The organism is Mesorhizobium sp. BR1-1-16 (assembly GCF_020165495.1).
Taxonomy (GTDB): Bacteria; Pseudomonadota; Alphaproteobacteria; order Rhizobiales; family Kaistiaceae; genus Kaistia.
In genome coordinates this window covers 57,092-82,057 of the sequence record NZ_JAIUIE010000015.1, presented here as the reverse complement: position 1 = coordinate 82,057, position 24,966 = coordinate 57,092, and the positions used below count along the sequence as shown (strand labels likewise).

At 65.1% G+C, this 24,966-nt stretch carries 25 protein-coding genes; 16 read left to right on the top strand and 9 right to left on the bottom strand.

Annotation, left to right across the window (positions count from 1 at the left end; genetic code table 11):
- Positions 1-222: 222 nt before the first annotated feature.
- From LB518_RS22300 to LB518_RS22280, 5 genes are all read left to right on the top strand, one after another.
- The gene (locus LB518_RS22300) at positions 223-1,392 is read left to right on the top strand and encodes an ABC transporter ATP-binding protein (RefSeq protein ID WP_224580030.1); all 1,170 of its coding nucleotides are present in this window, start codon (positions 223-225) and stop codon (positions 1,390-1,392) included.
- A 23-nt stretch (positions 1,393-1,415) separates the two neighbouring features.
- Positions 1,416-2,108, top strand: a complete 693-nt coding sequence (locus LB518_RS22295; RefSeq protein WP_224580029.1) for a cysteine hydrolase family protein — start codon at positions 1,416-1,418, stop codon at positions 2,106-2,108.
- The gene (locus LB518_RS22290) at positions 2,105-2,722 is read left to right on the top strand and encodes a cysteine hydrolase family protein (protein WP_224580028.1); all 618 of its coding nucleotides are present in this window, start codon (positions 2,105-2,107) and stop codon (positions 2,720-2,722) included. Before LB518_RS22295 ends, LB518_RS22290 begins: the two co-directional genes overlap by 4 nt.
- Positions 2,723-2,739: 17 nt before the next feature.
- Positions 2,740-4,155, top strand: coding sequence for an allophanate hydrolase (locus LB518_RS22285; protein WP_224580027.1), 1,416 nt, complete (start codon positions 2,740-2,742; stop codon positions 4,153-4,155).
- Between the two features lie 67 nt (positions 4,156-4,222).
- Complete coding sequence (locus tag LB518_RS22280) at positions 4,223-4,393, top strand: hypothetical protein (protein ID WP_224580026.1); 171 nt, start codon at positions 4,223-4,225, stop codon at positions 4,391-4,393.
- A gap of 88 nt (positions 4,394-4,481) precedes the next feature.
- Here LB518_RS22280 and LB518_RS22275 read toward each other — a convergent pair whose 3' ends face one another.
- The 3 genes from LB518_RS22275 to LB518_RS22265 form a co-directional block, all read right to left on the bottom strand.
- Positions 4,482-5,234 (bottom strand): carbohydrate ABC transporter permease, encoded by a 753-nt coding sequence (locus LB518_RS22275; RefSeq protein ID WP_224580035.1) that lies wholly within the window; start codon positions 5,232-5,234, stop codon positions 4,482-4,484.
- Between the two features lie 119 nt (positions 5,235-5,353).
- Positions 5,354-6,250: a carbohydrate ABC transporter permease gene (locus tag LB518_RS22270; RefSeq protein ID WP_224580034.1), complete on the bottom strand. Its 897-nt coding sequence runs from the start codon at positions 6,248-6,250 to the stop codon at positions 5,354-5,356.
- Positions 6,251-6,405: 155 nt separating this feature from the next.
- A complete protein-coding gene (locus LB518_RS22265; RefSeq protein ID WP_224580025.1) occupies positions 6,406-7,686 on the bottom strand; it encodes an extracellular solute-binding protein in 1,281 nt (426 codons plus the stop codon).
- A gap of 429 nt (positions 7,687-8,115) precedes the next feature.
- Between LB518_RS22265 and LB518_RS22260 the strand changes: the two genes are divergently transcribed.
- The 4 genes from LB518_RS22260 (at position 8,116) to LB518_RS22245 (ending at position 13,114) form a co-directional block, all read left to right on the top strand.
- Positions 8,116-9,555 (top strand): SidA/IucD/PvdA family monooxygenase, encoded by a 1,440-nt coding sequence (locus LB518_RS22260; RefSeq protein WP_224580024.1) that lies wholly within the window; start codon positions 8,116-8,118, stop codon positions 9,553-9,555.
- A gap of 10 nt (positions 9,556-9,565) precedes the next feature.
- The gene (locus tag LB518_RS22255; RefSeq protein ID WP_224580023.1) at positions 9,566-10,609 is read left to right on the top strand and encodes a questin oxidase family protein; all 1,044 of its coding nucleotides are present in this window, start codon (positions 9,566-9,568) and stop codon (positions 10,607-10,609) included.
- A gap of 10 nt (positions 10,610-10,619) precedes the next feature.
- A complete protein-coding gene (locus LB518_RS22250; protein ID WP_224580022.1) occupies positions 10,620-11,792 on the top strand; it encodes an amidohydrolase family protein in 1,173 nt (390 codons plus the stop codon).
- 104 nt (positions 11,793-11,896) lie between these two features.
- Entirely contained in the window at positions 11,897-13,114 is a 1,218-nt protein-coding gene (locus tag LB518_RS22245; protein ID WP_224580021.1) for an MFS transporter, read from the top strand.
- Here LB518_RS22245 and LB518_RS24860 read toward each other — a convergent pair.
- From LB518_RS24860 to LB518_RS22225, 4 genes are all read right to left on the bottom strand, one after another.
- On the bottom strand, positions 13,111-14,166 hold the full coding sequence (locus LB518_RS24860) for an FUSC family protein (RefSeq protein ID WP_224580020.1): 1,056 nt from the start codon (positions 14,164-14,166) through the stop codon (positions 13,111-13,113). The two genes, LB518_RS22245 and LB518_RS24860, sit on opposite strands and share 4 nt — an antisense overlap.
- 20 nt (positions 14,167-14,186) lie before the next feature.
- Complete coding sequence (locus LB518_RS22235) at positions 14,187-15,146, bottom strand: NAD-dependent epimerase/dehydratase family protein (protein WP_224580019.1); 960 nt, start codon at positions 15,144-15,146, stop codon at positions 14,187-14,189.
- A 73-nt stretch (positions 15,147-15,219) separates the two neighbouring features.
- Positions 15,220-16,503, bottom strand: coding sequence for a chloride channel protein (locus LB518_RS22230; RefSeq protein WP_224580018.1), 1,284 nt, complete (start codon positions 16,501-16,503; stop codon positions 15,220-15,222).
- A 70-nt stretch (positions 16,504-16,573) separates the two neighbouring features.
- Positions 16,574-17,356 carry an SDR family NAD(P)-dependent oxidoreductase gene (locus LB518_RS22225; RefSeq protein ID WP_224580017.1) on the bottom strand — a complete coding sequence of 261 codons (783 nt, stop codon included), beginning with the start codon at positions 17,354-17,356 and terminating at the stop codon, positions 16,574-16,576.
- A 165-nt stretch (positions 17,357-17,521) separates the two neighbouring features.
- Here LB518_RS22225 and LB518_RS22220 point away from each other — a divergent pair, with 165 nt between their 5' ends.
- From LB518_RS22220 to LB518_RS22205, 4 genes are all read left to right on the top strand, one after another.
- Positions 17,522-18,373 (top strand): DeoR/GlpR family DNA-binding transcription regulator, encoded by an 852-nt coding sequence (locus LB518_RS22220; protein ID WP_224580016.1) that lies wholly within the window; start codon positions 17,522-17,524, stop codon positions 18,371-18,373.
- Positions 18,374-18,436: 63 nt separating this feature from the next.
- Entirely contained in the window at positions 18,437-19,237 is an 801-nt protein-coding gene (locus tag LB518_RS22215) for a BtpA/SgcQ family protein (protein WP_224580015.1), read from the top strand.
- A 7-nt stretch (positions 19,238-19,244) separates the two neighbouring features.
- Positions 19,245-20,747, top strand: a complete 1,503-nt coding sequence (locus LB518_RS22210) for an FGGY-family carbohydrate kinase (RefSeq protein WP_224580014.1) — start codon at positions 19,245-19,247, stop codon at positions 20,745-20,747.
- 71 nt (positions 20,748-20,818) lie between these two features.
- A complete protein-coding gene (locus LB518_RS22205) occupies positions 20,819-21,040 on the top strand; it encodes a hypothetical protein (RefSeq protein ID WP_224580013.1) in 222 nt (73 codons plus the stop codon).
- A gap of 61 nt (positions 21,041-21,101) precedes the next feature.
- Here LB518_RS22205 and LB518_RS22200 read toward each other — a convergent pair whose 3' ends face one another.
- Positions 21,102-21,380, bottom strand: a complete 279-nt coding sequence (locus LB518_RS22200) for a hypothetical protein (protein ID WP_224580012.1) — start codon at positions 21,378-21,380, stop codon at positions 21,102-21,104.
- A gap of 102 nt (positions 21,381-21,482) precedes the next feature.
- On the opposite strand from LB518_RS22200, the gene LB518_RS22195 reads away from it, so the two are divergent.
- Complete coding sequence (locus LB518_RS22195; protein WP_224580011.1) at positions 21,483-21,890, top strand: DoxX family protein; 408 nt, start codon at positions 21,483-21,485, stop codon at positions 21,888-21,890.
- On the opposite strand, the gene LB518_RS22190 is transcribed toward LB518_RS22195, so the two are convergent.
- Positions 21,869-22,066, bottom strand: a complete 198-nt coding sequence (locus LB518_RS22190) for a heavy-metal-associated domain-containing protein (protein WP_224580010.1) — start codon at positions 22,064-22,066, stop codon at positions 21,869-21,871. The two genes, LB518_RS22195 and LB518_RS22190, sit on opposite strands and share 22 nt — an antisense overlap.
- 173 nt (positions 22,067-22,239) lie before the next feature.
- Between LB518_RS22190 and LB518_RS22185 the strand changes: the two genes are divergently transcribed.
- Positions 22,240-24,513 carry a heavy metal translocating P-type ATPase gene (locus LB518_RS22185; protein WP_224580033.1) on the top strand — a complete coding sequence of 758 codons (2,274 nt, stop codon included), beginning with the start codon at positions 22,240-22,242 and terminating at the stop codon, positions 24,511-24,513.
- A 2-nt stretch (positions 24,514-24,515) separates the two neighbouring features.
- Positions 24,516-24,953, top strand: a complete 438-nt coding sequence (cueR, locus tag LB518_RS22180; protein WP_224580009.1) for a Cu(I)-responsive transcriptional regulator — start codon at positions 24,516-24,518, stop codon at positions 24,951-24,953.
- The last annotated feature ends 13 nt before the right edge of the window (positions 24,954-24,966 follow it).

Sequence of the window (24,966 nt, the reverse complement as noted above, 5' to 3'; positions counted from 1 at the left end):
GCTGTGACCCTCGGCTTTGCCCGTCAAAACGTTCGTGACGAGACCTCCGAAGCCCTCGTCGCCCAGCTGGCGTCTGCCGTTAAATCCGCACAAATTCGAACATAATCGCAGCCCTTTGACGATCAAGCCTGGGAAATCTGGCAGATAATCCAGCATTCTAGGTCTTTGACACGATGTCGGCCGATGTGGCATTTTGTGAATTGACGGAGGGCAAGGATCGCCATGGCTGAGATCGTATTCGATCGCGTTACCAAGCGTTACGACGACGGCCAGCTGGCCGTGAACGCGCTCGAGCTGACCATCGCCGATGGCGAGTTCCTGGTGCTCGTCGGCCCCTCCGGCTGCGGCAAGTCGACGGCTCTCAGGATGATTGCCGGACTGGAAGAGATCTCGGACGGCGAGTTGATCATCGACGGCGTCGTCGCGAACGACCTCGCCCCGCGCGACCGGAACATCGCGATGGTGTTCCAGTCCTATGCGCTCTATCCGCATCTGACCGTCGCCGAGAACATCGCCTTCGGTCTGAAGGTACGCGGCACCGACAAGGCCGAGATCGACCGTAAGGTGGCCGAAACCGCGCAGTTGCTGGAGCTTGGCGACTATCTCTCTCGCAAGCCTGGCAAGCTATCGGGTGGCCAGCGACAACGCGTCGCGATGGGCCGGGCGCTGGTGCGCTCGCCCAAGGCCTATCTGATGGACGAGCCGCTTTCCAATCTCGACGCGCGCCTGCGCGGCCAGATGCGTGCCGAAATCGCGCGGCTGCAGAAGATGACTGGCGTCACCACGATCTATGTCACGCATGATCAGGTCGAGGCGATGACGATGGGCGACCGTGTCGCCGTTATGAACAAGGGGGTGCTGCAGCAGCTCGCCGAGCCGCGCAAGCTCTATGACGCCCCTGCCAATCTTTTCGTCGCCGGCTTCATCGGATCGCCACCGATGAACATGCTGTCCGGCCAGATCGTGACGGTCGATGGCGGACTTACGCTCCTGCTCGGCGAATTGACGATCCCGCTCGATGCAGCGGCGCTTGCCGCGCGCCCCGCCCTCGCCGCCCATGTCGGCGCGCCCGTCATCGCCGGTATCCGGCCCGAAGCGTTCCATGTCGCGGCCGACGAACCCGATGCTCCCGGCCGCATTTGCGGCACTGTCGCCTTCGTCGAGGATCTCGGCGCCAGCTTGCTCGTGCATGTCGATCTCGATGCAGGGGCGGTGGTCGCGAGCGGCATTGAGAGCGAAAGCGGTGACGAGATGAGCAGCGCCCGCACGCGGCTGCGCGCGGTCCTCGACGGCACGCTCGGCATCAAGGGCGGCAGCCGCATCGGACTTACGGTCGAGCCGGCCCGCATCCACGTCTTCGACGCCGTCACAGAACTCGCGATTTCGCACTGACGCCAGCCGTTACAAAGGATCCGATGCAAAGCGACGCCACCTGGCCGATCACAGGCCCGCTCGATCTCGACCGCACCGCCCTAGTCGTCATCGACATGCAGACCGATTTCTGCGGGCCGGGCGGCTGGATCGACCGGCTGGGCCAGAGCATCGAAAATACACGGAAGCCTATCGGCCTGATCGCCGTCCTGCTGGAGGCCGCTCGCTCAGCCGGCATGACCGTCATCCACACCCGCGAAGGCCATCGCGCCGATTTGACCGACCTCAACCCGGTCAAGCGTTGGCGCAGCCGATTGCATGGCGTCGGCATTGGCGACGAGAGCAACCAGGGCCGTGCGCTGACACGCGGCGATCCCGGTCACGACATCATCGCCGAACTCTATCCGCTCCCCGGCGAGATCGTCGTCGACAAGCCCGGCAAGAGTTCGTTCCATGCCACCGAATTCGATCAGCTGCTGCGCGCCCGCGGCATCGAGGCGCTGATCGTCTGCGGCGTCACTTCCGATTGCTGCGTCCAGTCGACGATCCGCGACGGCGCTGACCTCGGCTATGACTGCGTGCTGGTGGTTGATGGCACCGCGGCGGTCGAAAGCGCCAATCATCAGGGCATGGTCGACGTGCTGGCCGCCCATGGCGGTCGCTGGGGCGCGGTGATGTCATCCAATTCGCTGATCGACCTGATTGCCGGCGCCACCAAGACAGGAGCGGCGGCATGACCACCTACGCGCCCGTGGCATCGCAGCCCTATGCATGGCCGTTCACCGGCGCCTGGTCGATGGCTGACACGGCGTTGTTCCTGATCGACTTCCAGGCCGAGTCGGTTGCGGAAATTGTCGCGGAGCCTGTTGTCGCTGCCGTTGCGCCTTTGCTGGCCGCGTGGCGCGCTGCCGGCGGCACAGTCCTTCACGGCCGGCGCGGCTACGACCCGGCGGTCGGCCTGCCCCGCGTCACCGCCCTTCGCAACGCAACCCGGCTGCTCGACCGCATTCTGCCGCGGGGCGGCGATGGCTGGCAAATCGTCGAGGCGCTCGCGCCTTTCGACGGCGAGCCGGTCATCGACCATGCGGGCGACAATATCTTCCTCGGCACGGATCTCGGTTTCCTGTTGCAGCGGCAGCGGATCGCCAATCTCGTGATCGCCGGTCTCCGCACCGAGGGCGCCGTGCACGCCACGATGCGCGCTGCCAATGACGGCGGCTATGAATGTCTTCTGCTCGAGGACGGCACGGCGACGGACCTGCCGGGCGCCAAGACCGCCGTACTCGACATCACTCGCTTTGGCACCGGCCTGTTCGGAACGACCGCGCCGATTGCCGCCATCAAGCTCTGACCCGGACTGGATTGCCAATGACCGCCGACTGGTCGCCCGCCACGGGCTCGCTGGACATCACGACGCTCGGCCGCCTCTACCGCAGCGGCGCATTGAAGCCGACCGACGTCATCGACGCCATCTATGACCGGATCGCGGCACGTGGCGATGACCATGTCTGGATCCATCTCGCTCCGCGCGACGCGTTGCTGCAGCATGCCGCCGCGCTCGAATCCGCCGGCCCGACAGACGACCCGCTCTGGGGCATCCCTTATTCGGTGAAGGACTGCAACGACGTCCCGGGCATGCCGACAACCAATGCGCTGCCCGAGATGGCCTATGTGCCGCAGACAACGGGACAAGCAATCAACCGGCTGATCGAATCCGGGGCGCTCTGCCTCGGCAAGGTCAACATGGACCAGTTCGGCGTCGGCCTTGTCGGCGTGCGCACGCCCTATGGCGCCTGCTCGTCGGTGTTCGGCGAGGACTACATTTCGGGCGGCTCGTCGTCGGGCTCGGGCGTTTCCGTTGCGGCTGGTCTCGTCTCCTTCTCAGTCGCCAACGACGCCGCCGGCTCAGGCCGCGTTCCCGCCGCCTTCAACAACATTGTCGGTTTGAAGCCGACGCCCGGCTTTATTTCAAATTCCTCCGTCTCAGGCGGCGGCAGCCTCAAATCGGCCGAGACGATGACCGTGTTCGCGCTGACCACCGAGGATGCCGTCGCCGTCGGACGCCGCATGGGCGGCTATGACGCAAGCTACGAGTTCTCGAAGCCCGAAGCGGATGACGTCAATCTCGTGATCGGGCCGATCCCGCTGCAATTCCGCTTCGGCGTTCCCGCAGGGGCGGCCTTGCGCTTCTTCGGCGATGAGGAAGCCGCCAAGCTGTTCGCATCCGCCGTCGAAAGGCTGGAAGCGATGGGCGGCACCAAGGTCGAAGTCGATTTCACGCCCTTCGAGGAAACGCAGAAGCTGCTCTATGGCGGCCCCTTCATTGCCGAGCGCGCCATCTCGATGGACGATGTCGTCGCGAAATATCGTGACCACATCCACCCGGTCACGCTGTCGATCCTCGACACCAGCAGCAATCACACCGCCAAGGATGTCTTCGCGGCGATCCACAAGGTGGCGGCGCTGAAGCGCGATACGCGCGCCGCCTGGGCCGATATCGACGTTCTCGTCGTGCCGACAACGCCGACGATCTACACCAAGGCGGAGATTCTCGCCGATCCGATCCGCCTCAATGCGCAGCTCGGCATCTACACGAACTTCGTCAACCTGATGGGCCTCTGCGGCATGGCGGTGCCGAACGGCTTCCGCCCGGACGGACTGCCGCAGGGCATCACCTTCCTCGCGCCCTCCTGGCAGGACGCGAAGGTCGCGAGCTTCGGCGCCGCCTATCACCGCGAGACCGGCCTGACGCTCGGCGCGACGGGGAATCCTCAGCCGGTTTGATCCGCATCAAGGCGCCGCCTGCAAGGCTGCATGAGGGTCTTCCCATCACAATCGGGGAGACCGAACCATGCCCGTCATCGACATCATCGCTTCACTCGCCATCGTAGCCGTCTTCGGCGCGTTCATGTTGACGCTGGCCTTCGCTACGCGGAAGTCCGGCACGACCTGGCCGCAGATGCAGCCCGCCAAGGCCGGCGCCGCACGCTCCGCACCGCGCGGCAATGTCGAGACCGCCTGAAGTTCGTCTTCCGTCATTGCCGAGCTTGATCCGGCAATGACAGAGCATGGAACGGTGGGGCGACGGAACGCTGAAAGGCGATCCGTCCTCAGTGCACCCCCTTGGTCAGGCCCTGCACGAAATAGCGGTTGAGGAACAGCGCCATCAGCATGATTGGCACGGTCGAGAAATGGGCGAGCGCGCCGAGCGTGCCCCAGGTGATGTCCTTGGTGCCAAAGGCGGCGAGAAGCGCAACGGAGAGCGGCTTCGAGTCCGAATTGGTCAGGAACATCGCGACCAGGAAGTCATTCCACGAGAACATGACGCAAAAGAGCGCCGAGGCGATGATGCCCGGCACCACAGTCGGCAGCGCGACGCGGTAGAACGCGCCGAACAATGTGCAGCCATCGGTGAGCGCTGCTTCTTCCATGTCGCGCGGCAGCGAGCGGAAATAGGAGAACATCATCCACGTCACGAAGGCGCAATTCAGCGTCGTGTTGATGAGGATGACCGCCCACCACGTCCCGAGCAGCCCGATGTCGCGCATCATCAGATAGAACGGCAGCAACGTCGCGATGATTGGTACGGTGCGGATGGCGAGGAAGAGATACGCGACCCAGATCGCATAGCGCGAGCGCGCACGGGCGAGCGCATAGCCGGCCGGCACGCCGAGCAGCAGCGACAGGACCGCTGAGCCGAGCGAGATGATGATGCTCGACTGCAGCAGCGACCAGACGTCGAACACCTCGAACACGCGGCGGAAATTGTGCAGCGTCGGCTCGAACAGGAAGCTCGGCGGCGAGGAAAACATGTCCTTCGGTGGCTTATAGGCCGTCGCGACCAGCCAGAGCACCGGAATCATATAGACGGCGATGATCAGGACGAGTGCGGTCCGCTCGATGCGGATTCGCTTCTGAAGAGCTGTCACGCGGCGGGCGGACGCGGCGATGCGCGGCAGGGTCGCGGTGGTGGTCATCGTGCTCATTGCTCGTTGGCCTTCACATCGGCGCGGCGGATCAGCAGCGTGAAGGCAGCCGCCATCAGCGCGATGCACAGGATCGAGATGTTGGCGATCGCGGCGGCATAGCCGATGTTGAAGAATTGCAGGCCCTGTTTGACGCCATAGACCATCAGCGAGGTGGTCGAATCGCCCGGTCCGCCGCCGGTGGTGACGAAGATCGAATCGAAGACGCGGAACGCGTCCATCATCCGCAGCACCAGCGCCAGAAACACGGTCGGCAGCAACAGCGGCAGGATGACGAGACGGAAGCGCTGCCACGAGGTCGCGCCGTCGGCAAACGCCGCTTCGAGAATATCGCCCGGCAGGGCTTTGAGGCCCGCCAGCAGGATCAGCGCCACCAGCGGCGTCCATTCCCAGATATCGACGAAGATGAGTGTCGGCAGAGCGGTGGTCGTTCCGGCGAGCAGACCGCGCGGCGACGTGATGCCCCACTCGGCGAGATAATAGCCGATATAGCCGTAGTCGACCGCGAGCAGCGCCCGGAAGATGAGGCCGACAACGAGCGGCGTAATCGTGACGGGGATCAGCAGGAAGGCGAGGCAGATGCGATTGAAACGGCCATCGCGCCACAGCAGCATCGCAAGGCCGAGCCCGAGGATGAATTCGAAGAACACCGCGCCGATGGTGAAGACGAAAGTGTTGATCAGCGCGCGCTGGCCGGTCTTGTCCGTCAGGACCTGAACATAGTTATCGAGCCCGACAAAGGTCTTGGCGCCGCCACGACGCAGAAGATTGTAATCGAAGAACGAGTAGCCGATGCCTTGGACCAGCGGCCAGATCGCAACCGCGGCGATATAGACGACCGCGGGCAGAGCGAGCGCGAGCAGGAACAGTTGGCGGCGGTCGTCGAAACGCATCGACTTCTTGCGCGTTGGCAGTCTCTGTGAAGGGATGGCGGTCGTTGCGATCGACACGGAGCGGTTCCTCGAAGGTCTGGAAAAGGAGCTGCGGCCTTGTGGGCCGCAGCCGGGGTCCCGCCCCGCAGGGCGGAACGATCAGCACTGCTCGATGATCAGAACAGCTTCGCGGCCTGGGCCTGCGCCTCGTCGAGCGCGGCCTTCGGATCAGCGCCGCCGACCAGAACCGAATTGACAGCCGTTCCGAGCAGATCCTGGATCTCGGGATACTGCGCAATCCGCGGACGATAGTCGCCATCGGCATTGTCGAACGACTTGGCGATGATCGGCAGGAACGGATACTTCTTGTTGAGATCCGGATCGGACAGCGTCGACTTGCGGATATAGCTGCCGGCGCCGTTCATGTTCATTTCCTTATGGACTTCAGGGCTGGTCAGCCACTTGATGAAGGTCCAGGCGGCTTCCTGCTTCTGCTTGTCGATATCGGCATTGATCGCCATGCCCCAGCCGCCGAGGCCGTATTTGACCGGCATTCCCTTGGCGACCGGCGTGTAGCTGATGCCGACCGTATCAACGACCTTGGACATCGTCGGATCGTAATAGCCGGGCGCGCCGACCGACCAGGTCTCCATCATGGCGACGAGACCCTGGCGGAAACTCTCCTCACGGCCACCCCAATCATAATCGACTGCGCCGGGAGGAGCTGCCTTGTCGAACAGCTCCTTGTAGACCTTGAGGCTCGCGACATTGGCATCCGAGTTGAGCGCCGGCTTGCCGTCGGCATCGAGCACCGAGCCGCCGAGCTGGGCGTTGTACTGCAGCCAATCCTGGGCCACGGCCGGGCCCTTCTGGCCGTTGGCGACGAAGCCATAGATCTTCTTCGAGGGGTCGGTCAGCTTCAGCGCCGCGGCGACGAAGTCCTCGGTCGTTTCCGGCACCTTGAGGCCGGCGGCGTCGAGCAGATCCTTGCGATAGGCGAGCACCGCTGCATAGCCCGCGAAGGGGAACGCGACCTGCTTGCCATCGTACTGGCCGATATATTTGAGCGTCGCGGGATAAATATCGTCGAGCTGAAGCTCTGCGGCGTCGCGCTTCATCAGATCATTGAGGTCGACCGTGTAGCCGTTCTCGGCATACTGTCCGGCCCAGACGATATCCATCGTGATCAGGTCATACGACTTGGTATGACCGACGAAATCCGCCTGCGTCTTGGTCAGCAGCGAGCCATAGTCGAGGATGTCGACCTTGACCGTGGCCCCGGTCTTTTCCTCGAACTCCGGCGCCAGCTTGGCGATGACCGAAGCGAACTGGTCGTTCTGGGACGCGATGGTCAGGGTTGTCCCGGCCAGCGGCTTGTCCGCCGCCCCCGCCGTCGCCACGGCTGAAGCCAGCGCGAGCGCGGCAACACCGAGCTTGAATGCAGATGTCTTGATCATTGTCTTGACTCTCTTCCGTTGTGACAAGGGAGCGGAAACGGAGTATACATCAAACAAAATCGCGCTCAAGAAACGTCATTTATTTCCGAATCTCACAGAAATGCACACGAGTCACGAACAAGTCCTGAATAACGCCACTCCGAACACTAACGCGGCGCCTGCCCTATCCATGTTCACTCAGATTTATAGACATTGTTCGAATCTTCGCCTTCCGGTGGCAGCGGGATCGTGCGGCGCTGTCTGGCGCGGTGCATTTTCCTTCGGAGGGCCCCTTGAGGCGTTGCTGCCATTGTGGCTCCTGCCTAATTGGGCATCAAGGCCGCATGTCGATCAATCGGCAGGCATCAACCGCCTTTACGCCGGCCGCGAGATCGGCAACCATTCTTCCGTTGCCCTCTCCTTCCGGAGCCGCCACGCGCGGATCGACGCATGAGCGCTTCTTCACGTCTGGACGAACTCGAACGGCTGATCGCACGCGACCTTGAGCGGATCGAGGCTGCGCCGCGCCCCTGGTTGCCACGGCGGAGCGGACCGGACGGCGCGCCGCTGCATAATGTCGTCATTGTCGGCGCCGGACTCTCCGGGCTTTCGATCGGCTTCGGATTGAAGCGGCAGGGCGTCGGCGACGTCGTGCTGATCGACCGCAGCGCCGAGGGGCGCGAGGGTCCATGGCTCTCCTGCGCTCGCATGGACACGCTGCGCTCGCCGAAGCATCTTTCCGGCCCCGATCTTGGCGTGCCGAGCCTTACCTATCGCGCCTGGCACGAGGCGCTCCATGGCGAGGATGCCTGGCAGGCGGTCGGCAAGATCGATCGCGCAGACTGGATGGCCTATCTCACCTGGTATCGACGTATGGCGGCCCTCGATGTGCGCAATGGCACGGTGTTGAAGGCGATCCATCCGATCGAGGATTATCTCGCGCTCGATATCGAGACCGCCGCCGGCGCCGGCCGCCTCTATGCCCGCAAGCTGGTTCTGGCGACCGGCATCGAGGGCGCGGGCGGCCTTGCGGTGCCGGATTTCGTGAAGGCTCTGCCGCGCGAACGATGGACCCATAGCGGCGAAACCGTCGATACGTCCGGCCTCGGCGGCCTCGATATCGGGGTGATCGGCGCGGCATCCTCGGCCTTCGACTGGTCGGTCGCGGCGCTGCGCAACGGCGCCCGTTCAGTGGCGCTGTTCGCGAGGGCCAGCGAGCTGCCGAAAACGGAAGTGCTCGCCTGGAGCAATTTCCCCGGCTTCCTCGGCCATTTCGCCGATCTCGACGCGGGGCGGCGCTGGCGCTTCATGCGGCGCTTCTTCGAGCTGAAAGTGCCGCCTACGCAGGAGATGTACCGCTCCGCACACGCCTTCCCGAACTTCCGCACCGAGCTTGGCTGCCCGCCGCTGGCCGCACGCATGGAGAGCGGCCGCGTCCAGCTGGATACGCCGCGCGGCACGTTCGAATTCGATCACCTGCTGCTCGGTACGGGATATGATATCGACCTGTCGCTCCGGCCCGAACTCGCGCCCTTCGGCGATGCGATCGCGCTCTGGTCGGACCGTTTCACCCCACCGGCCGAAGAGGAAGACGCCGCCCTCGCGCGCTATCCCTATCTCGGACGTGATTTCGAGTTCACCGAGAAGGAAGCCGGCATGGCGCCGTGGCTCGCGCATATCCATGTCTTCAACAATGGCGCGGTGCCGAGCCTCGGCCCGATCTGCAACGGGATTACCGGGCTGAAATATGGCGTGCCGCGCATGGTGGCGGCGCTGACGCGGGGCCTGTTCCTCGCCGATGCCGATACGCATTATGCCGACCTGATGGCTTATGACGAAGAGCATTTCCGCGCCGACGACACCGGCCGCGCTGCCCCTGTCCAAGGTTAGGAGAGATATCATGACCCTCGCTTCTGCCCTGCCGCATGACCGGCTCGACGATCTCCTCGCTGATGCCCGGGCTGACAGCGTCGAATTCCCCTATCTGCTCGCCAATCATGTGCCGATGATCCTGGTCGCGATGAACCGGCTCGGCTCGGACGACGCGCGCCTTGCCGAATGGCTCGCGATGTATCGCCGCGTCAAAGGCCTCGTGCCGATGCCGCCACGCGTCGCGCCGATTGCGCGCGAGGATTGGCTCGTCCATCTCGGCGACCGCAGCCGCGAGGCCGATTATCGCGATCTGATGATCGCCGAAGTCCGCCGTCTCGGCATTGATGACGCGATCCAGACTTATGTGCCGACGCTCATTCCCGGCATCGGGGCCAGCGCCCTGCATTGCCTGATGCGGCTTGCCTATGGCGTGCTTCGCATGGACCCGGCCGAAGTCGGTACGGCGATCGGCTATTGGTGCGCGACCTATCTGAAGATGCCCGAGGCGACCGGCGCGTCCCCGAGCACCGATGATCCCGGCGCGGTTCTCGCGGCGTCATCAGCGATCCCCGACATGCATGCGCTCAAGCCCGAGACCGACCTGCTCTGGCACTCGATCCGCGCTGCCGGCGAGGCGCCGGGCTTCGCGCCGGTGGTCGACCTGCTGGAGATCCGCTCCGACTGTCTTGCCCGCCTGGCGTCGACTTCGCTCGCGCTCTTCGCGGCGACGATGGACTTCTCGGCGCTGCATGCGGTGACAGGAACGCATTGGGTGCGCCTGGTCTCATCACATCTTGCTGCCGCCGACCGGCCGCGCATCATGCGCTATTTCTGGCAGATCATTGCCTCGCTGGTCCCGAAGATCGGCTTCCCGTCGCTGCCTTCGGCCGAAGAGGTCGAGGCGTGGCGGAGGCTGCCGGCACCGTCCTGGGACGAGATCGCCGCAGCGGCCATCGCTTCCGACGACGAGCATGACATCAGCCTCGTCTTTTCCGCCCGCGAGGAGGAGAAGGTCTACGGTGATCCGCTCTATCGCGTCGTCGCCGCGCGCCGCGTCAACCTCATCGCCTGACGGAAGCACCATGCAAGCCGATCTCGTCATCGCCGGAGCGACAGCGCCGGATGGAAGCCTTGTCGACGTCGCGATCAACGGCGCGGCCATCGCCGCCGTGTCGCCGGCCGGGCAAGGGCCGCTCGCCGCGCGCCGGATCGACGCCGCGGGCAAGCTCGTCTCGCCCTCCTTCGTCGAGGGCCATATCCATCTCGACAAGACGCTGCTCGGCCTGCCCTTCATTCCGCATATTCCGGGCAACACCGTCGCGCTGCGCATTGCGGCCGAGAAGGAATTGCGCCGCACGGTCTCGCTGCCGGTCGAGGAGCGCGGCGGGCGGCTGATCGAGCAGATCGCCGCATTCGGCACGGGCTCCGTCCGCAGCCATGTCGACATCGACACCGAGATCGGCCTCAAGGGCTTGCATGCGGTGCTGACGCTGAAGGAGCGCTACGCCCATCTCGTCGATATCCAGATCGTCGCGTTCCCGCAAAGCGGCGTCATCACCGATCCGGGCACGGCGGCGCTGCTCGACGCTGCGCTCGAGGAAGGGGCGGACCTCGTCGGCGGGCTCGATCCAGCTGGCATCGACAATGACGTCACCGGCCATCTCGATGCGATCTTCTCCATCGCCGAGAAATACGGCGTCGGTCTCGATATCCACCTGCACGATCCCGGCCCGCTCGGCGCCTTCGAACTGCGCCAGATCGCCGGCCGCACCAAGGCTGCGGGGCTCAACGGCAAGGTCGCTGTCAGCCACGCCTTCGCGCTCGGCGCCATCGACGATGCGGAATTCGGGCGCACGGCCGAAGCGCTGGCGTCGGCCGGCGTCGCGATCATGACCAATGGCCCGGGCCCGGTTTCGATGCCGCCGGTGAAGCGGCTCAAGGCGGCGGGCGTCACGGTCTTTGCCGGTTCGGATAACATCCGCGATGCCTGGTCACCCTATGGCAATGGCGACCTGCTGCAACGCGCCATGATCATCGGCTATCGCCAGGACTTCAATGCCGACGAGGACGTCGCCCACGCCTTCGCCATGGTGACGACGATCCCGGCAACGGTGCTCGGCCTGTCAGGCTATGGCCTCGCTCCGGGCTGCCGCGCCGATCTCGTGCTGATTCCCGCAGGCTCGGTGCCCGAGGCGGTGGCGGGTGTCCCCGGCGGCCGAACGGTGCTGAAGCATGGCAAGGTGGTCGCGGGCTAGAATGGCTTGCGACAGGTCGTGAGCAGCCTGTTGGATTTCGCGGCGAAAGCTGGCATGTCTTCTCCCCCGCCGGCGACCCCGCGCCGCGTTCCAAGGCATTCCTCATGACGTCACGCTCTCCGGCCGCAGCGGCTCCGCAGCCGACGATTACGCCCGCGCTCACCTTCCTGCTCGCCTTTTCCTGCGGTGCGATCGCGGCCAATCTCTATTACGCGCAACCGCTGATCGCGCTGATCGGGCCGGATGTCGGGCTCTCGCCGCATGTCGCGAGCCTCGTCGTGACGCTGACGCAGATTGGCTATGGCTTCGGCCTCGTGCTGCTGGTGCCGCTTGGCGACATCGTCGAGAACAAGCGCCTGATCACGATCGCAGTCGCCGTGACCGCAGTCGCATTGGTGCTGACAGCGCTTGCGCCTACCGCCCTGCCATTCCTGGCCGCGGCGCTCTTCATCGGCTTTTCCTCCAGCGTCATCCAGATGCTGGTGCCGATGGCTGCCAGCATGACCGACGAGGCGTCGCGCGGCCGCACCGTCGGCAATGTCATGAGCGGCCTGATGGTCGGCATCCTGCTGGCGCGCCCGATCGCCGGCTTCCTGTCCGACCTCATCGGCTGGCGCGGCGTCTTCGGTCTCTCGGCGGCGGCGATGATCCTGCTGTTCGGCCTGCTGATGCGCTTCCTGCCGCGGCGGCGGCCGGATGGCGGGCAGAGCTATGGCACGCTGCTGGCCTCGCTCCTCACCATCTGGAGGACGACGCCGCTGTTGCGGCGGCGCGGGATCTATCAGTTCTTCCTGTTCGCCGATTTCAGCCTGTTCTGGACCGCCGTTCCGCTTGAACTCCACGGCGCCGATTTCAATTATTCGCAGTCGCAGATCGCGCTGTTCGCGCTCGCAGGCGCGGCTGGCGCGCTTTCGGCACCGATCGCCGGGCGCCTCGCCGATCGCGGCTACACGCGGGCGGGAACGGGCGCCGCCATCGTCTTCGCCATCGTCGCCTTCGCCCTTGCCGGGGTCGCCGGTCATCTGCTCTCGATCGCGCTGATGGTGGTCGCAGCGATCATGCTGGACTTTTTTATCCAGGCGAACACGGTCTTCGGCCAGCGCGCGCTGTACATGCTGGCACCCGAGATCCGCAATCGCCTCAACGGGCTCTATATCGCCACCTTCTTCATCGGCGGCGCGCTAGGATCGGCCGTGGCAAGTCCGCTGCATGAATGGGGCGGCTGGCCGGCGATCGTCGCCGCCGGCATTGCCTTCCCGGCCATCGGCCTCCTGTATTTCCTGACCGAGTTCCGGCCCGGCGCGAAGGGGCGATCGGCTTAGCCGGGCGCCTTGCGCGCATGCAGCGGCAGGAGGATGAGCGCCACGGCAAGGCCGAAGCCACCCCCCAGCGCCGTCTCCCAGATGCGCGCGGCGAAGAGCCAAGTCGAATGCTCGCCGCCTGCCGCGAGCGTCACGACGAGCGTGAAGGCATAGGCGCCGCAGGCCACGTCGTAGCGCTCGGGCAGTGCCATCGCATAGATGATCATTGCGATGGCAGCAGCCGACCAGACGAGAAGCGGCGCATCGATGGCGAGCGGCAGACATGCGATGCCGAGCGGCACGCCGATCAATGTGCCGATGATCCGCCGCCGAACGCGATCGATGGTGCCGGTTGTCGTGCTGGCGATGACATAGGTGCATGCCGTGATCGCCCAGCTTGCTTCCTCGAGACCGATCCGATCATCGAGCGCCACGATGACCAGCGTTGCGACCGCGGCCTGACACCCCATCACAAGTTCGGCTGGCGATCTGAGAGGCCCAGTCGCGACGACAGGCACGCCTTGCAGGGTGGCCGGATGCTCGGCTGGCCCGCTCAGAAGGCGCGGAACCACCGAGGCGATCGCCGCGATCGTCACGGCGACCGCGACCGTTCCGAAGTCTGCCCGAGTCAGCCCGGCACCAAAGGCGAGCAACTGGCCGATGAAGATCTGCGAGCCGATGCCGGCGCCGAGCACGCCGAAGCGCTTGAGGTAGCCGACGCAAAAGGCCCCGGCCGTCAGCATGATCTCGGCGCCGGGTCGGCCGGGCGCGTTGAGTTCGGCCGCAAAGGACAGCATGACGACGGCACCGACGCCAGCGGCGAGGCAAAGCAACACCAGATCGCGGGTCGAGTCGCGCCGTTTGATTCGGGCTTCCGAGACGCTCGCCCAGAGCGCGAAACCACCCACCAGAATGCTGAGCGTGCTGCCCTGCGCCGCGACACCCGACGCCACGTCATGCAGCGTCCCCATCATGGCCGCGAGGCCGAACGCCGTCACGAGACGAAGGCCCTTGACCCGGCGATGTGCTCCGGGATCGACGCGCTCGAACCAGCCTGAGATCGCTTCGAACACTGCCGCCCCCGCCAATCCGATCAGTCGGCCCTGACGATGCCCTTCTCGATCAACCAGGCCACCGATTCCTGCACCGCCTCAAGCGAGGTATAGCGCGGCTGGTAGCCGAGCATCGCCCTCGCCTTGTCGATCGAGCAGTTCGGGCTGTGGGCAATATGATCCCATGTCGCCTGCGCCGTGCGATCGCTTTGACGGGACTTCCATTCCGGCCAGGGCAGGAAGGCAAGGTTCGGCTCTTGTCCGAACCAGGCGGCCATCGCCTCTGCATAGCCACGAAGCGTTATCGCGGCCGGTGAAACCGTGTGAAAGGCTTCTCCCAGAGCCACACTCCGCCGGGCGATCGCGCGCATGAACATCTGCGCCACGTCATCGGCATGGACGTGGTGAACCGTCTCCATCCCGAGATTGGGGATGAGGACTTCCTCGCCGCGCGCGAGGCGTGTGAACACAGCCGGTTCGAAGTGACCTTCGGGATTGAGCGGTTCCCAGCCGCGGCCCACGATATGTCCCGGGTGGACGATCGTCGCGGGGAAGCCGTTGCGGCGGGCCTCGTGCAGCAAGTAGGCCTCGATCGCGGCTTTCTGGACGCCATAGTCGCCAAAGGGTTTGCGGGGCTGCATCTCCGTCGTCGGCACCGTGACGCTCGGGCCATGCACCCAGATCGTCCCGGTGTGCAGGAAATGCTCGACCTCGCCTTTGACCGCTTCGACGATCTCCTTCGCGCTTGCGAGCGTGAAGCACGTCATGTCGATTAGGATATCGGGCTTCAGGTCGAAGATCGCGCCGCCGAACGCGCCGTCGCCTTCGGCAGCCTCGCGATCGATCGCGACCTGCTCAACGCTGCCCCATGCCTTGTGCGGCGTGTAGGGCTGCCTCTGTCCGCGGCTGACATTCACCACATGAAATCCGGCCTCGACTAGCCGTGGCACCAGATAGGTGCCGACATGCCCGCTGCCGCCGATGATCACGACCCTTGTCATCGCTGCCTCCGCTCTTTTTTGAAGTCGCCGGATAGGAATAGCTTCGGAGCGCCGACGCAACCCCCGACCGCGATCAATGGGCGTCGGCAGGCGGCTGTTGGCTGCGATCACGGAAACCACGCGAAAGGCCGTGATAGAGCCGCTCCTTGCACACCAGCGCCGAGACGCCGTCGGCGATGATGGCGGTGGCGAAAAGCGGCAGGATCAGCTTGTGGCCGTCCGTCATCTCCGAGACGATGAGCACGGCCGTCAGCGGCGCGCGGACGACGCCGACGAAATAAGCGATCATGCCGAGCACGACCACGGCGCCAACAGGTTCGTCCGGGAAGATGGCGGTCAGCACTTGGCCAAGGCCCGTGCCGGCGGAGAGCGACGGCGCGAAGATGCCCCCGGGAATTCCGGAAAGCGCCGTCAGCAGTGTTGTCGCGAATTTCGCCGGTCCGAACCACAGCGGCTCGCTGCCACCTTCGATGATAGAGCGCGCGACGCTGTAGCCAGTGCCCCAGGTCAGGTTGGCGCCGAAGACGCCGATCAGCGCGATGACGAGCCCCGCCGCGGCCGCCCAGAGGATCGGACGGCTGCGCACCGCCGCCACCGGATGCCATTCGCTGGCGGTGAACCAGAGCATGGCGCGCGAGAAGAGACCGCCGCCGATGCCGCCGAGCACGCCGGCGACGGGAGCGATCATGATCGCTGCTTTGATCGACAACACGTCGTGCACGGCTCCGAAATAGAGGTAGTCACCGGCGATGCCGAGGCTGACGAGGCCTGAGATCATGACTGCCGCCATAACCAGCAGCGCAAGCCGCTGCTCATAGGCGGACGCCAGTTCCTCGATCGCGAAGGCGACGCCCGCCAGCGGCGTATTGAACGCCGCCGAGACGCCGGCCGCGCCGCCGGCGATGGTGACGGCGGCGGTGAGCGGCACGCGGAACAGCCTGTGCATGCCTTCCATCAGCGCGGCACTGATCTGCACCGTCGGCCCCTCGCGCCCAACCGAGCCGCCGGCGGCGAGGGCAAGGATGGTCAGCACGAACTTGAAGGCCGCCGTTCGCAGCGACGTCAGCCGCGCATTGGCTTCCGAGGCCGCATTGTGCGATCCCGCGATGACCTGGGGGATGCCCGAGCCGCGCGCCTCCGGGGCAAAGCGCCGCGTGATCCAGACGATGGCGGCATAGGCGGCCGGCGTCAGGACGAGCGGGGCATAAGGCCAGCGGGCGAGGACAAACTCGAAGGCCTCCATCGCCTTGTCCGCCGAGGCGGCGAAGGCGAGCGCCACAAGCCCGATGAGGACTGCCCCACCGGTCGTAGCCGTGCGACGCCGCCACACCGCTCCGAAATCACGCCACTGCCACATCGAACCCTTGCCCGAGCTGTCCCTCCGCCTGAGATCGGCGAGGGCTGGAATGTCAGGCCTCGGCCTGGACTCAGTCCATGCGGAAGCCGCCGGTGATATTGATACCCTGCCCGGTCATGAACCGTGACGCGTCAGATGCAAGGAAAACCACAACGTCGGCGACGTCTTCGGGCTCTTCGATGCGACCGAGTGGCGTCAGCGACACATATTCGGCGCGAACGGCCTCCGGAGTCATGCCGCGCAGTTCGGCTTCCCAGATGATCTCGCGCTCCTGCATCGAGGTCTTCACGAAGCCAGGACACACGCAATTGACGCGGATGCCTTTCGGCGCGAGTTCGCGCGCCAGCGCCTGCGTCCAGCCGAAAACGGCAAATTTGGAGGCCGAGTAATGGGCCAGCAGCGGCGCGCCGACCTTGGCGGCCAGCGAAGCCGTGTTGACGATCACCGCCTGCTTGTTTTCGGCAAGGAAATAGCGCGTCACGATCTGATTGGTGAGAAAGACGCCGCGCGCATTGACGTCGAAATTGAAGTCCCACTCCTCGTCCGTGATGTCCACGGCCGGCCGCATGGTCGATACGCCTGCATTGGCACAGAGGATATCGAGGCCGCCGAGTCCCTCGATCGCCTGGCCGACGGCATGTTCGACCGATGCGCGCTTGGTGACATCGATCTCGACGGCAAAGCCGCCATTGCTGAGCTCGGCGATCACGGTCTGTGCGGTCATCACGTCGAGGTCGGCGATCGCAACCGTCGCGCCGGCCCGGTCGAGAGCGCGGACGATCGCGGCGCCGATCCCCTTGGCGCCGCCGGTGACGAGAGCCTTCCGGCCCGTCAAGTCGAATATGCCCGCCATTGCCTTGTCAGCTCCTCGCGTTTTCGGTTTTGAAGGCGCTAAGGAAGCGCAAACTCGAACACTTTACAACGTCGAAGTTCCGGTTCATGTTCGGTTATGTTCGAACCTGTTTTAGTCTGAACGTGGCCTGGCTGTGTCGCGCGCAGTCTCGAAGGGCAGCCCTGAATGAATCCGGACGATCTTCCCAGCTATGACCCGGCCGTCGGCTTCGGACGCATGCCGGCTGGCGCGCGCCAGTCGCTGATCCTCGACGTGGTCGAGATGGATGGCTTCGTCTCGGTGTCGCAGATCGCTTCCAATCTCAACGTATCCGAGATGACGATCCGCCGCGATCTCGTCGTTCTCGAAGAGCGCGGCCTCCTGGCGCGCACGCATGGCGGCGCCGTCTCGGCCGCGACCAGTCCGCGCGAGGTGTTCGACCTCGAGGAACCGGCCTTCAAGCGCCGGCGCCATCGCAATGCCCGCGAGAAGACGGCGATCGCCCATGCCGCGGCCGGCCTTATCGGCCCGAGCGAGACCATCGGCCTCGATGTCGGCACGTCGACCCTGACGCTCGCCGAGGCGATCATCGAGCGGGCGGATCTCCGCGTCTTCACCAACAGTCTTCGCGCGGCCATGGTCCTGTCGGCTTCCAAGAGCCCGGTCTATGTGCTCGGCGGAGAGGTTCGCAATCCGGAACAATCGGTGGTTGGCTCGCGCGCCGTCGGCGAACTCGCCAACTACAATCTCGATCGCGTCTTCATCGGTGTCTCTGGCCTGATCGAAGCCGGCTTTTTCGATTATTCGGTCGAGGACAGCGAGGTGAAGCGCGCCTTCATCGCCCGCGCCGACCAGATCGTCATCCTTTGCGATTCCTCGAAGTTCGACCATCGCTCGCTCGCGCGTGTCTGTGACATCGCGGGCGCAGACGTGCTCGTCACCGATGCGCCGCCCCCGAACCATCTCGCAAGGGCGCTGGAAGCGGCAGAGGTCGAGGTGATCGTGGCCAGCCCGATCGCCGAGCGGATCGCGGGATAGATTTCAGTTCTGACATGACGCGGCGGCCGGCAGGATCGGCTCCCGCCAAGGGGATTAAAAGGAATGGTATTTGATTTCTTCGGCGCGCGTCGCAAGGTCGTGGTCGGCATGGTCCATATCGGAGCCCTGCCCGGCACCCCGCTCTATGATGCCGATGGCGGCGTCGAAAAGCTGATCGACAACGCCGCCAGCGACCTCGAGAAACTGCAGGCCGGCGGCATCCATGCGGTGATGTTCGGCAACGAGAACGACAGGCCCTACGTCTTCAAGGCGAGCCCGGCGACGATCGCCGCGATGACAGCCGTCATTCAGGCCCTGAAGCCGATGATGAAGGTGCCCTTCGGCGTCAACTATCTCTGGGATCCCTCCGCCTCCGTGGCGATCGCCTGCGCGACCGGCGCCTCCTTCGCCCGCGAGATCTTCACCGGGCTCTTCGCCTCGGACATGGGCCTTTGGCAACCGAATGCGGCCGAGGCACTGCGTCTTCGTCGCGATCTCGGTCGGCCGGACCTGAAGCTCCTCTTCAACATCAACGCCGAATTCGCCGCGAGCCTCGATCACCGGCCGATCGCGCTGCGCGCCAAGAGCGCCGTCTTCTCGTCTCTGGCCGATGCGATCCTCGTCTCGGGCCCGATCACCGGCCAGCCGGCCGAGACGTCGGATCTCCGCGCCGTGTCCGAAGCGGTCAAGAACGTCCCGATCTTCGCCAACACCGGTGTTCGCCTCGAAAACGTCCGCGAGGTCATGACCTACGCTGACGGCGCCATCGTCGGCACGCATTTCAAGGTCGATGGCGACACCTGGAACGCGGTCGACGCGGATCGCGTCAAGCGCTTCATGGACGTCGTCGACTCCATCGTCTGACCGAACCATGACCTTCGCCCGCCCGGACACTGTCATCGGTCTCGATATCGGCACGACCTCGACCATTGGCATTGCCGTGCGGCCGCCCGGCGAAATCCTGCATGTCGCCTCGAAGCCCGTCACACTCTCCTCGCCCTTTCCGGGCTGGGCCGAGGAGGATCCGGCGGAATGGTGGGCAAACTGCATCGCCATCCTCCAGGAGATCGTCGCGGCCCTGCCGGGCGGTCCTGCGAGCCTCGCCGGGCTTTGCGTCACCGGCATGCTGCCGGCCGTGGTGCTGCTCGATGCCGAAGGCGCTGTGCTGCGCCCGAGCATCCAGCAGAGCGATGGCCGCGTCAGCGCCGAAGTCGATGCGCTGAAGGCCGAACTCGACGAGGCGGCGTTCCTCGCGCGCGCCGGCAATGGCGTCAACCAGCAACTCGTCGCCGCCAAACTGCGCTGGATCGCGCGCCACGAGCCCAAGGTCTTTGCACGCATCGCGACGGTCTTCGGCTCCTATGACTATATCAACTTCCGCCTGACCGGCCGCCGCGCCGTCGAGCAGAACTGGGCGCTCGAAGCCGGATTCACGGACCTCGCCGACCACAAGATCGCGGACGACCTCGTGAGCCTTGCCGGCATTGCGCGCAGCGCCGTGCCGGACCGCACCGTCACGCATGAGCGGATGGGCACCGTCTCTGCCGAAGCCGCCGCCTTGACCGGACTTCCCGAAGGTCTGCCTGTCTTTGGCGGTGCCGCCGATCACATCGCCTCGGCGCTCGCGGCGGGGATCGCCGAGCCTGGCGATGTTCTCCTCAAATTCGGTGGCGCCGGCGATATCGTCGTCGCGGCGGCAACCGCCACGCCCGATCCGCGGCTCTATCTCGACTATCACCTCGTGCCCGGCGTCTATGCGCCGAACGGCTGCATGGCTGCGTCCGGCTCGGCTCTCAACTGGCTTGCCGGCCTGATCGGAACCGAAAACGGCGAGGAACGGCCGCATGTGGCACTCGACGCGCTTGCGGCGTCCGTGCCGGCCGGCAGCGACGGCGTGCTCTGTCTCCCCTATTTCCTCGGCGAGAAGACCCCGATCCACGATCCGCTGGCGCGCGGGACGTTCACCGGCCTCAGCCTCAGCCATGGCAAGGGCCATATCTGGCGCGCGTTGCTGGAAGCGATCGCCTATGGTTTCCGCCATCATCTCGACGTGCTGGCCGAGATGGGTCATAGCCCCTCGCGGGTCTTCGCCTCGGATGGTGGCACCAAGAGCCGCATCTGGATGCAGATCGTTGCCGACATCGTCGGCCTGCCGGTCCGCCTGCTCGAAAACCCCCATGGCTCATCGGTCGGCGCCGCCTGGGTTGCTGCGATTGGCAGCGGCCTTGCGACGGACTGGTCGGGCGTCAGCGCGCTGGCCCGCCAAGGCGACCTCGTCAGCCCGATCGATGCCCACCGCACCGTCTATGACCGAGGTTATGCCCGGTATCGCGCGACCTATGAGGCCCTGAAGCCCATCTTCGCGATGCCGTAAGGGCCTGCGACGGAACCGTTCCTCAAGGGTGACGTTTGCCTCTGTCACGCCATCAGGACGGAGGACGTCGCATGACCGAACACGATCCCAAGCCCTATGCGAATACCGACGAGCGCCAGCAGGGCGGTTTTGCCAACGATGACGAGAACATCCGCCAGCAGCAGGCGGAGGATATTGCCGACGAAAACCAGGATGCCCGTCCCCTGCCCGATCCGGGCGGCGAACGGCATGCAGCAATCGAATTCGATGACGAGGATTTCGGCGCGGGCCGCGACGAGATTGACAGCCGCTGAGGCAGCGCTGGACAAACAAATGCCCGGGACCAGCCCGGGCATTTTCGTGAGAATGATGTCGCTACTTGCGACCTGACGCGATCTGAGACGGGGAAAGCTTCGACGGCTTGACTTCCGAACCTGTCACGCCCGCGCCAGGCTGTGTCGAGGCGAGCGGATCGCTGGTTGGAAACGTCTCCTTCAGTTCAAGATCGAGCTTCTGCTCTTTTGACTTTTGCTGTTCGCGCTGGGCACGTCCCGGAACGATCGTGTTCAGAACCTTGTCTACGACCATGCTGTTCTCCTCAGCCGCAAAATCGGCTTCCGATGAATCAAAGCGCTGATCGACGTTTCGTTCCAAGACCAACACCGCGACAGAACGTGCCTCCTGCGCCGCGCTTCGTGATCCGCTTCGCCCGGCGAGACGGTGTAGGATTTCGCAGCTTCGCAGGAGGACGACGTCATGCTCTCGATGAGATTCCTGGATCGCTGGCAGCCACAACTCCTGGCTGCCCTCCGCATTGTCGCGGCGCTGCTGTTTCTCGAGCATGGCACGTCGAAGGTGCTGGGGTGGCCTTATGTCGACGGCATGAGCAGCCTGCCGCCGCTGACGCTGTTCTGGATCGCCGGCGTGATCGAGATCGTCGGTAGCCTGTTTCTGATCGTCGGCTTGATGACGCGCCCGGTCGCCTTCGTGCTCTCGGGCGAAATGGCGATCGCCTATTTCATGGAGCATCTGCCGATCGCGTTCTTCCCGATCAACAATCAGGGCGACGCGCCGATCCTCTTCTGCTTCGTCTTCTTGTATCTCGCCGCCGCCGGCCCCGGAGCCTTCAGCCTCGACGGCCGTCAGGCGACCGCCGGCTCATAGCCGGCTGCCCGGATCGCCGCGACAACCGCGGCCTGATCGGCCTCGCCCGCGATCTCGACGCGCTTCGACGCGAGATCGACCTTGACCTCGGCCGAGGGGGCGGCCGCGCGCGCGGCCTTGCCGATCGTCGAGGCGCAATGTCCGCAGGACATGTCGGGAACAGTGAAGATCAACATCTGAAGCGCCCTTTCTGATGGCTCTGTTGATCCAGATCTGGGTCTTCCTACCGTGGCAAGGTCAAGAGTGAAAACACATCCTTGACCTTCCCATCATGGGAAGCCCTATGTGATGGGTCATCAAGATCAAAGAGAGCGGAAAGCCGATGACACAGCATCATCATCCGGCCGACATGACCGGCACCCGGCACGGAGCCCCGCCCGAGCGAATCGAATTCTCGATCGAGGGCATGACCTGCGCGTCCTGCGTTTCGCGCGTCGAGAAGGCGATCAAGGCCGTGCCGGGAGTCGATGCGGCCAGCGTCAATCTCGCCACAGAACGCGCGACGATACGAACCCACGACAACGCGCTGTCCGGCGCCATCGAGGCGGCGGTGGCTGGCGCGGGCTATCAGGCGCATCAGCTGACGCATGACCATCCGCCGCATGATGCGATGGCCCATCACAACCACAACGCGGAAGGACTCGGACGCGATCTGACGCTCGCCGCCCTGCTGACGCTGCCGATCGTCATCGTGGAAATGGGCGGCCATCTGGTGCCGGCTTTGCATCACTGGACGATGATGACGCTGGGGCCGTGGAATGGCTGGCTGCAATTCGCGCTGGCGACCCTCGTGCTCGCCTTCCCCGGCCGCCGGTTCTTTGCCTCCGGCATTCCGGCTCTCCTGAAGGGCCGGCCCGAGATGAATGCGCTCGTCGCGCTCGGCGCTGGTGCTGCCTGGCTCTATTCGAGCGTCGTGACCTTCGCGCCCTGGCTCATCCCTGCCGGCAATGACGCGCTTTATTTCGAGGCGGCGGCGGTCATTGTCACGCTGATCCTGCTCGGGCGGTTGCTCGAGGCGCGCGCCAAGGGTCGCACGGGCGCCGCCATCGCCGCGCTCGTCAAACTGAGTCCGAAGACCGCGCGCGTCAGTCGCGATGGCGCCGGCGCTATCGATATGCCGATCGAAGAGGTTCGCGTCGGTGACATCGTGCTGGTCCGGCCCGGAGAGCGCATCCCCGTGGACGGCACCGTGACCGAAGGCATGTCGCATGTCGACGAATCGATGATCACAGGCGAACCTGCCCCCGTCTCGAAATCAGCCGGCAGCCCGGTTTTCGGCGCCACGGTCAACGGCAGCGGCAGCTTCTCCTTCCGCGCCGAACGCGTCGGCAGCGATACCAAGCTTGCCGAGATCGTCCGCATGGTCGAGGCGGCGCAAGGTGCCAAGCTGCCGATCGAGGCGCTGGTCGATCGCGTGACCGGCATCTTCGTTCCAGCCGTCATTGCCGTCGCGATCGTGACGTTCCTCGGCTGGTACATGTTCGGGCCGGAGCCGGCGTTATCGCTCGCCCTCGTCAACGCGGTTGCGGTGCTGATCATCGCCTGCCCGTGCGCTATGGGCCTCGCCACACCCGTTTCGATCATGGTCGGGACCGGCCGCGCGACCGAATTCGGCATTCTGTTCCGCCAGGGCGACGCGCTTCAGGCGCTTGCGGGCGCAAATGTCGTTGCCATCGACAAGACCGGGACACTGACCGAGGGCAAGCCCGAACTGACGGACCTCGTCACCGTCAGCGGCTTCACGCGCAAGGAACTCCTGGGCCTCGTCGCCAGCGCCGAGGCTCGTTCGGAACATCCCATCGCCCGGGCCCTGCAAAAGGCGGCGGAAGCCGAGGGCGCGCCGACCGCCGAGGCCGATTCATTCGAGGCCTTTGCCGGCAACGGGATCCGCGCACGCGTCGGCGGCCGCGCGGTCCTTGTGGGGACGGCGCGTTTCCTTCGCGCGGAAGGCGTCGATCTCACGCCGCTCGCCGCCGAGAGCGCGCGCCTCGGAGACGAAGGCAAGTCGCCGCTTCATGTCGCCGTCGATGGCGAAGGGGCCGGCGTGATCGCCGTCAGCGACGCCCTGAAGCCGACCAGCGCCGCGGCGATTGCCGGATTGAAACAGCTTGGCCGCCGCGTCGTGATGGTCACGGGCGACGGCGAGGCCACGGCCAAGGCCATCGCGCGGGCCGCTGGCATCGACGAGGTGCGTGCTGGCGTCCTGCCGGAGGGCAAGGCGCAAGTGGTGGCTGAACTCAAGCGGGGCGGCGCGCGCGTCGCCTTTGTCGGCGATGGCATCAACGATGCGCCTGCCCTTGCCGCGGCCGATATCGGCGTCGCCATCGGCACGGGCACGGATGTCGCGATCGAGAGTGCCGATGTCGTGTTGATGTCCGGCGATCTCGCCGGCGTGGTCACCGCGATCGGCCTTTCCACGGCGACAATGCGCAATATCAGCGAAAACCTCTTCTGGGCCTTCATCTACAATGCCGCGCTGATCCCGGTCGCGGCCGGGCTGCTCTACCTGCCGTTCGGCATCTTGCTGTCGCCGATGCTCGGCGCGGCCGCCATGGCGCTCTCCAGCGTTTTTGTCGTCGGCAATGCGCTGCGGCTGAAGCGCTTCCATCCGAAAGGAGCCTGATGGTGAATATCGGCGAAGCATCGCGGGCGTCCGGCGTCTCGGCCAAGATGATCCGCTATTACGAGAGCATCGGCCTCATCGCCGATGCGGCGCGGACCGAGGCGGGCTATCGCACTTACCAGCCCGGTGATGTCGAGACGCTGCGCTTCATCCGCCGTGCCCGCGACCTCGGATTCTCGGTCGAGGAAATGACTACGCTGCTCGCCCTTTGGCGTGACAAGAGCCGCGAGAGCGCCGAGGTGAAGCGGGTCGCGCTCGGCCATGTCGCCGATATCGAGCGCCGCATCCGGGAGCTTGAGGGCATGGCACGCACGCTGCGTCACCTCGCCGGCCATTGTCATGGCGATCACCGTCCGGATTGCCCGATCCTCGACGATCTCGCTGAAGGCATCGTGAGCCCTGCGCAGCCGCCGGCCGCAAAGGGCTTCCTACGGCCATAGGCATGCGGGCCAC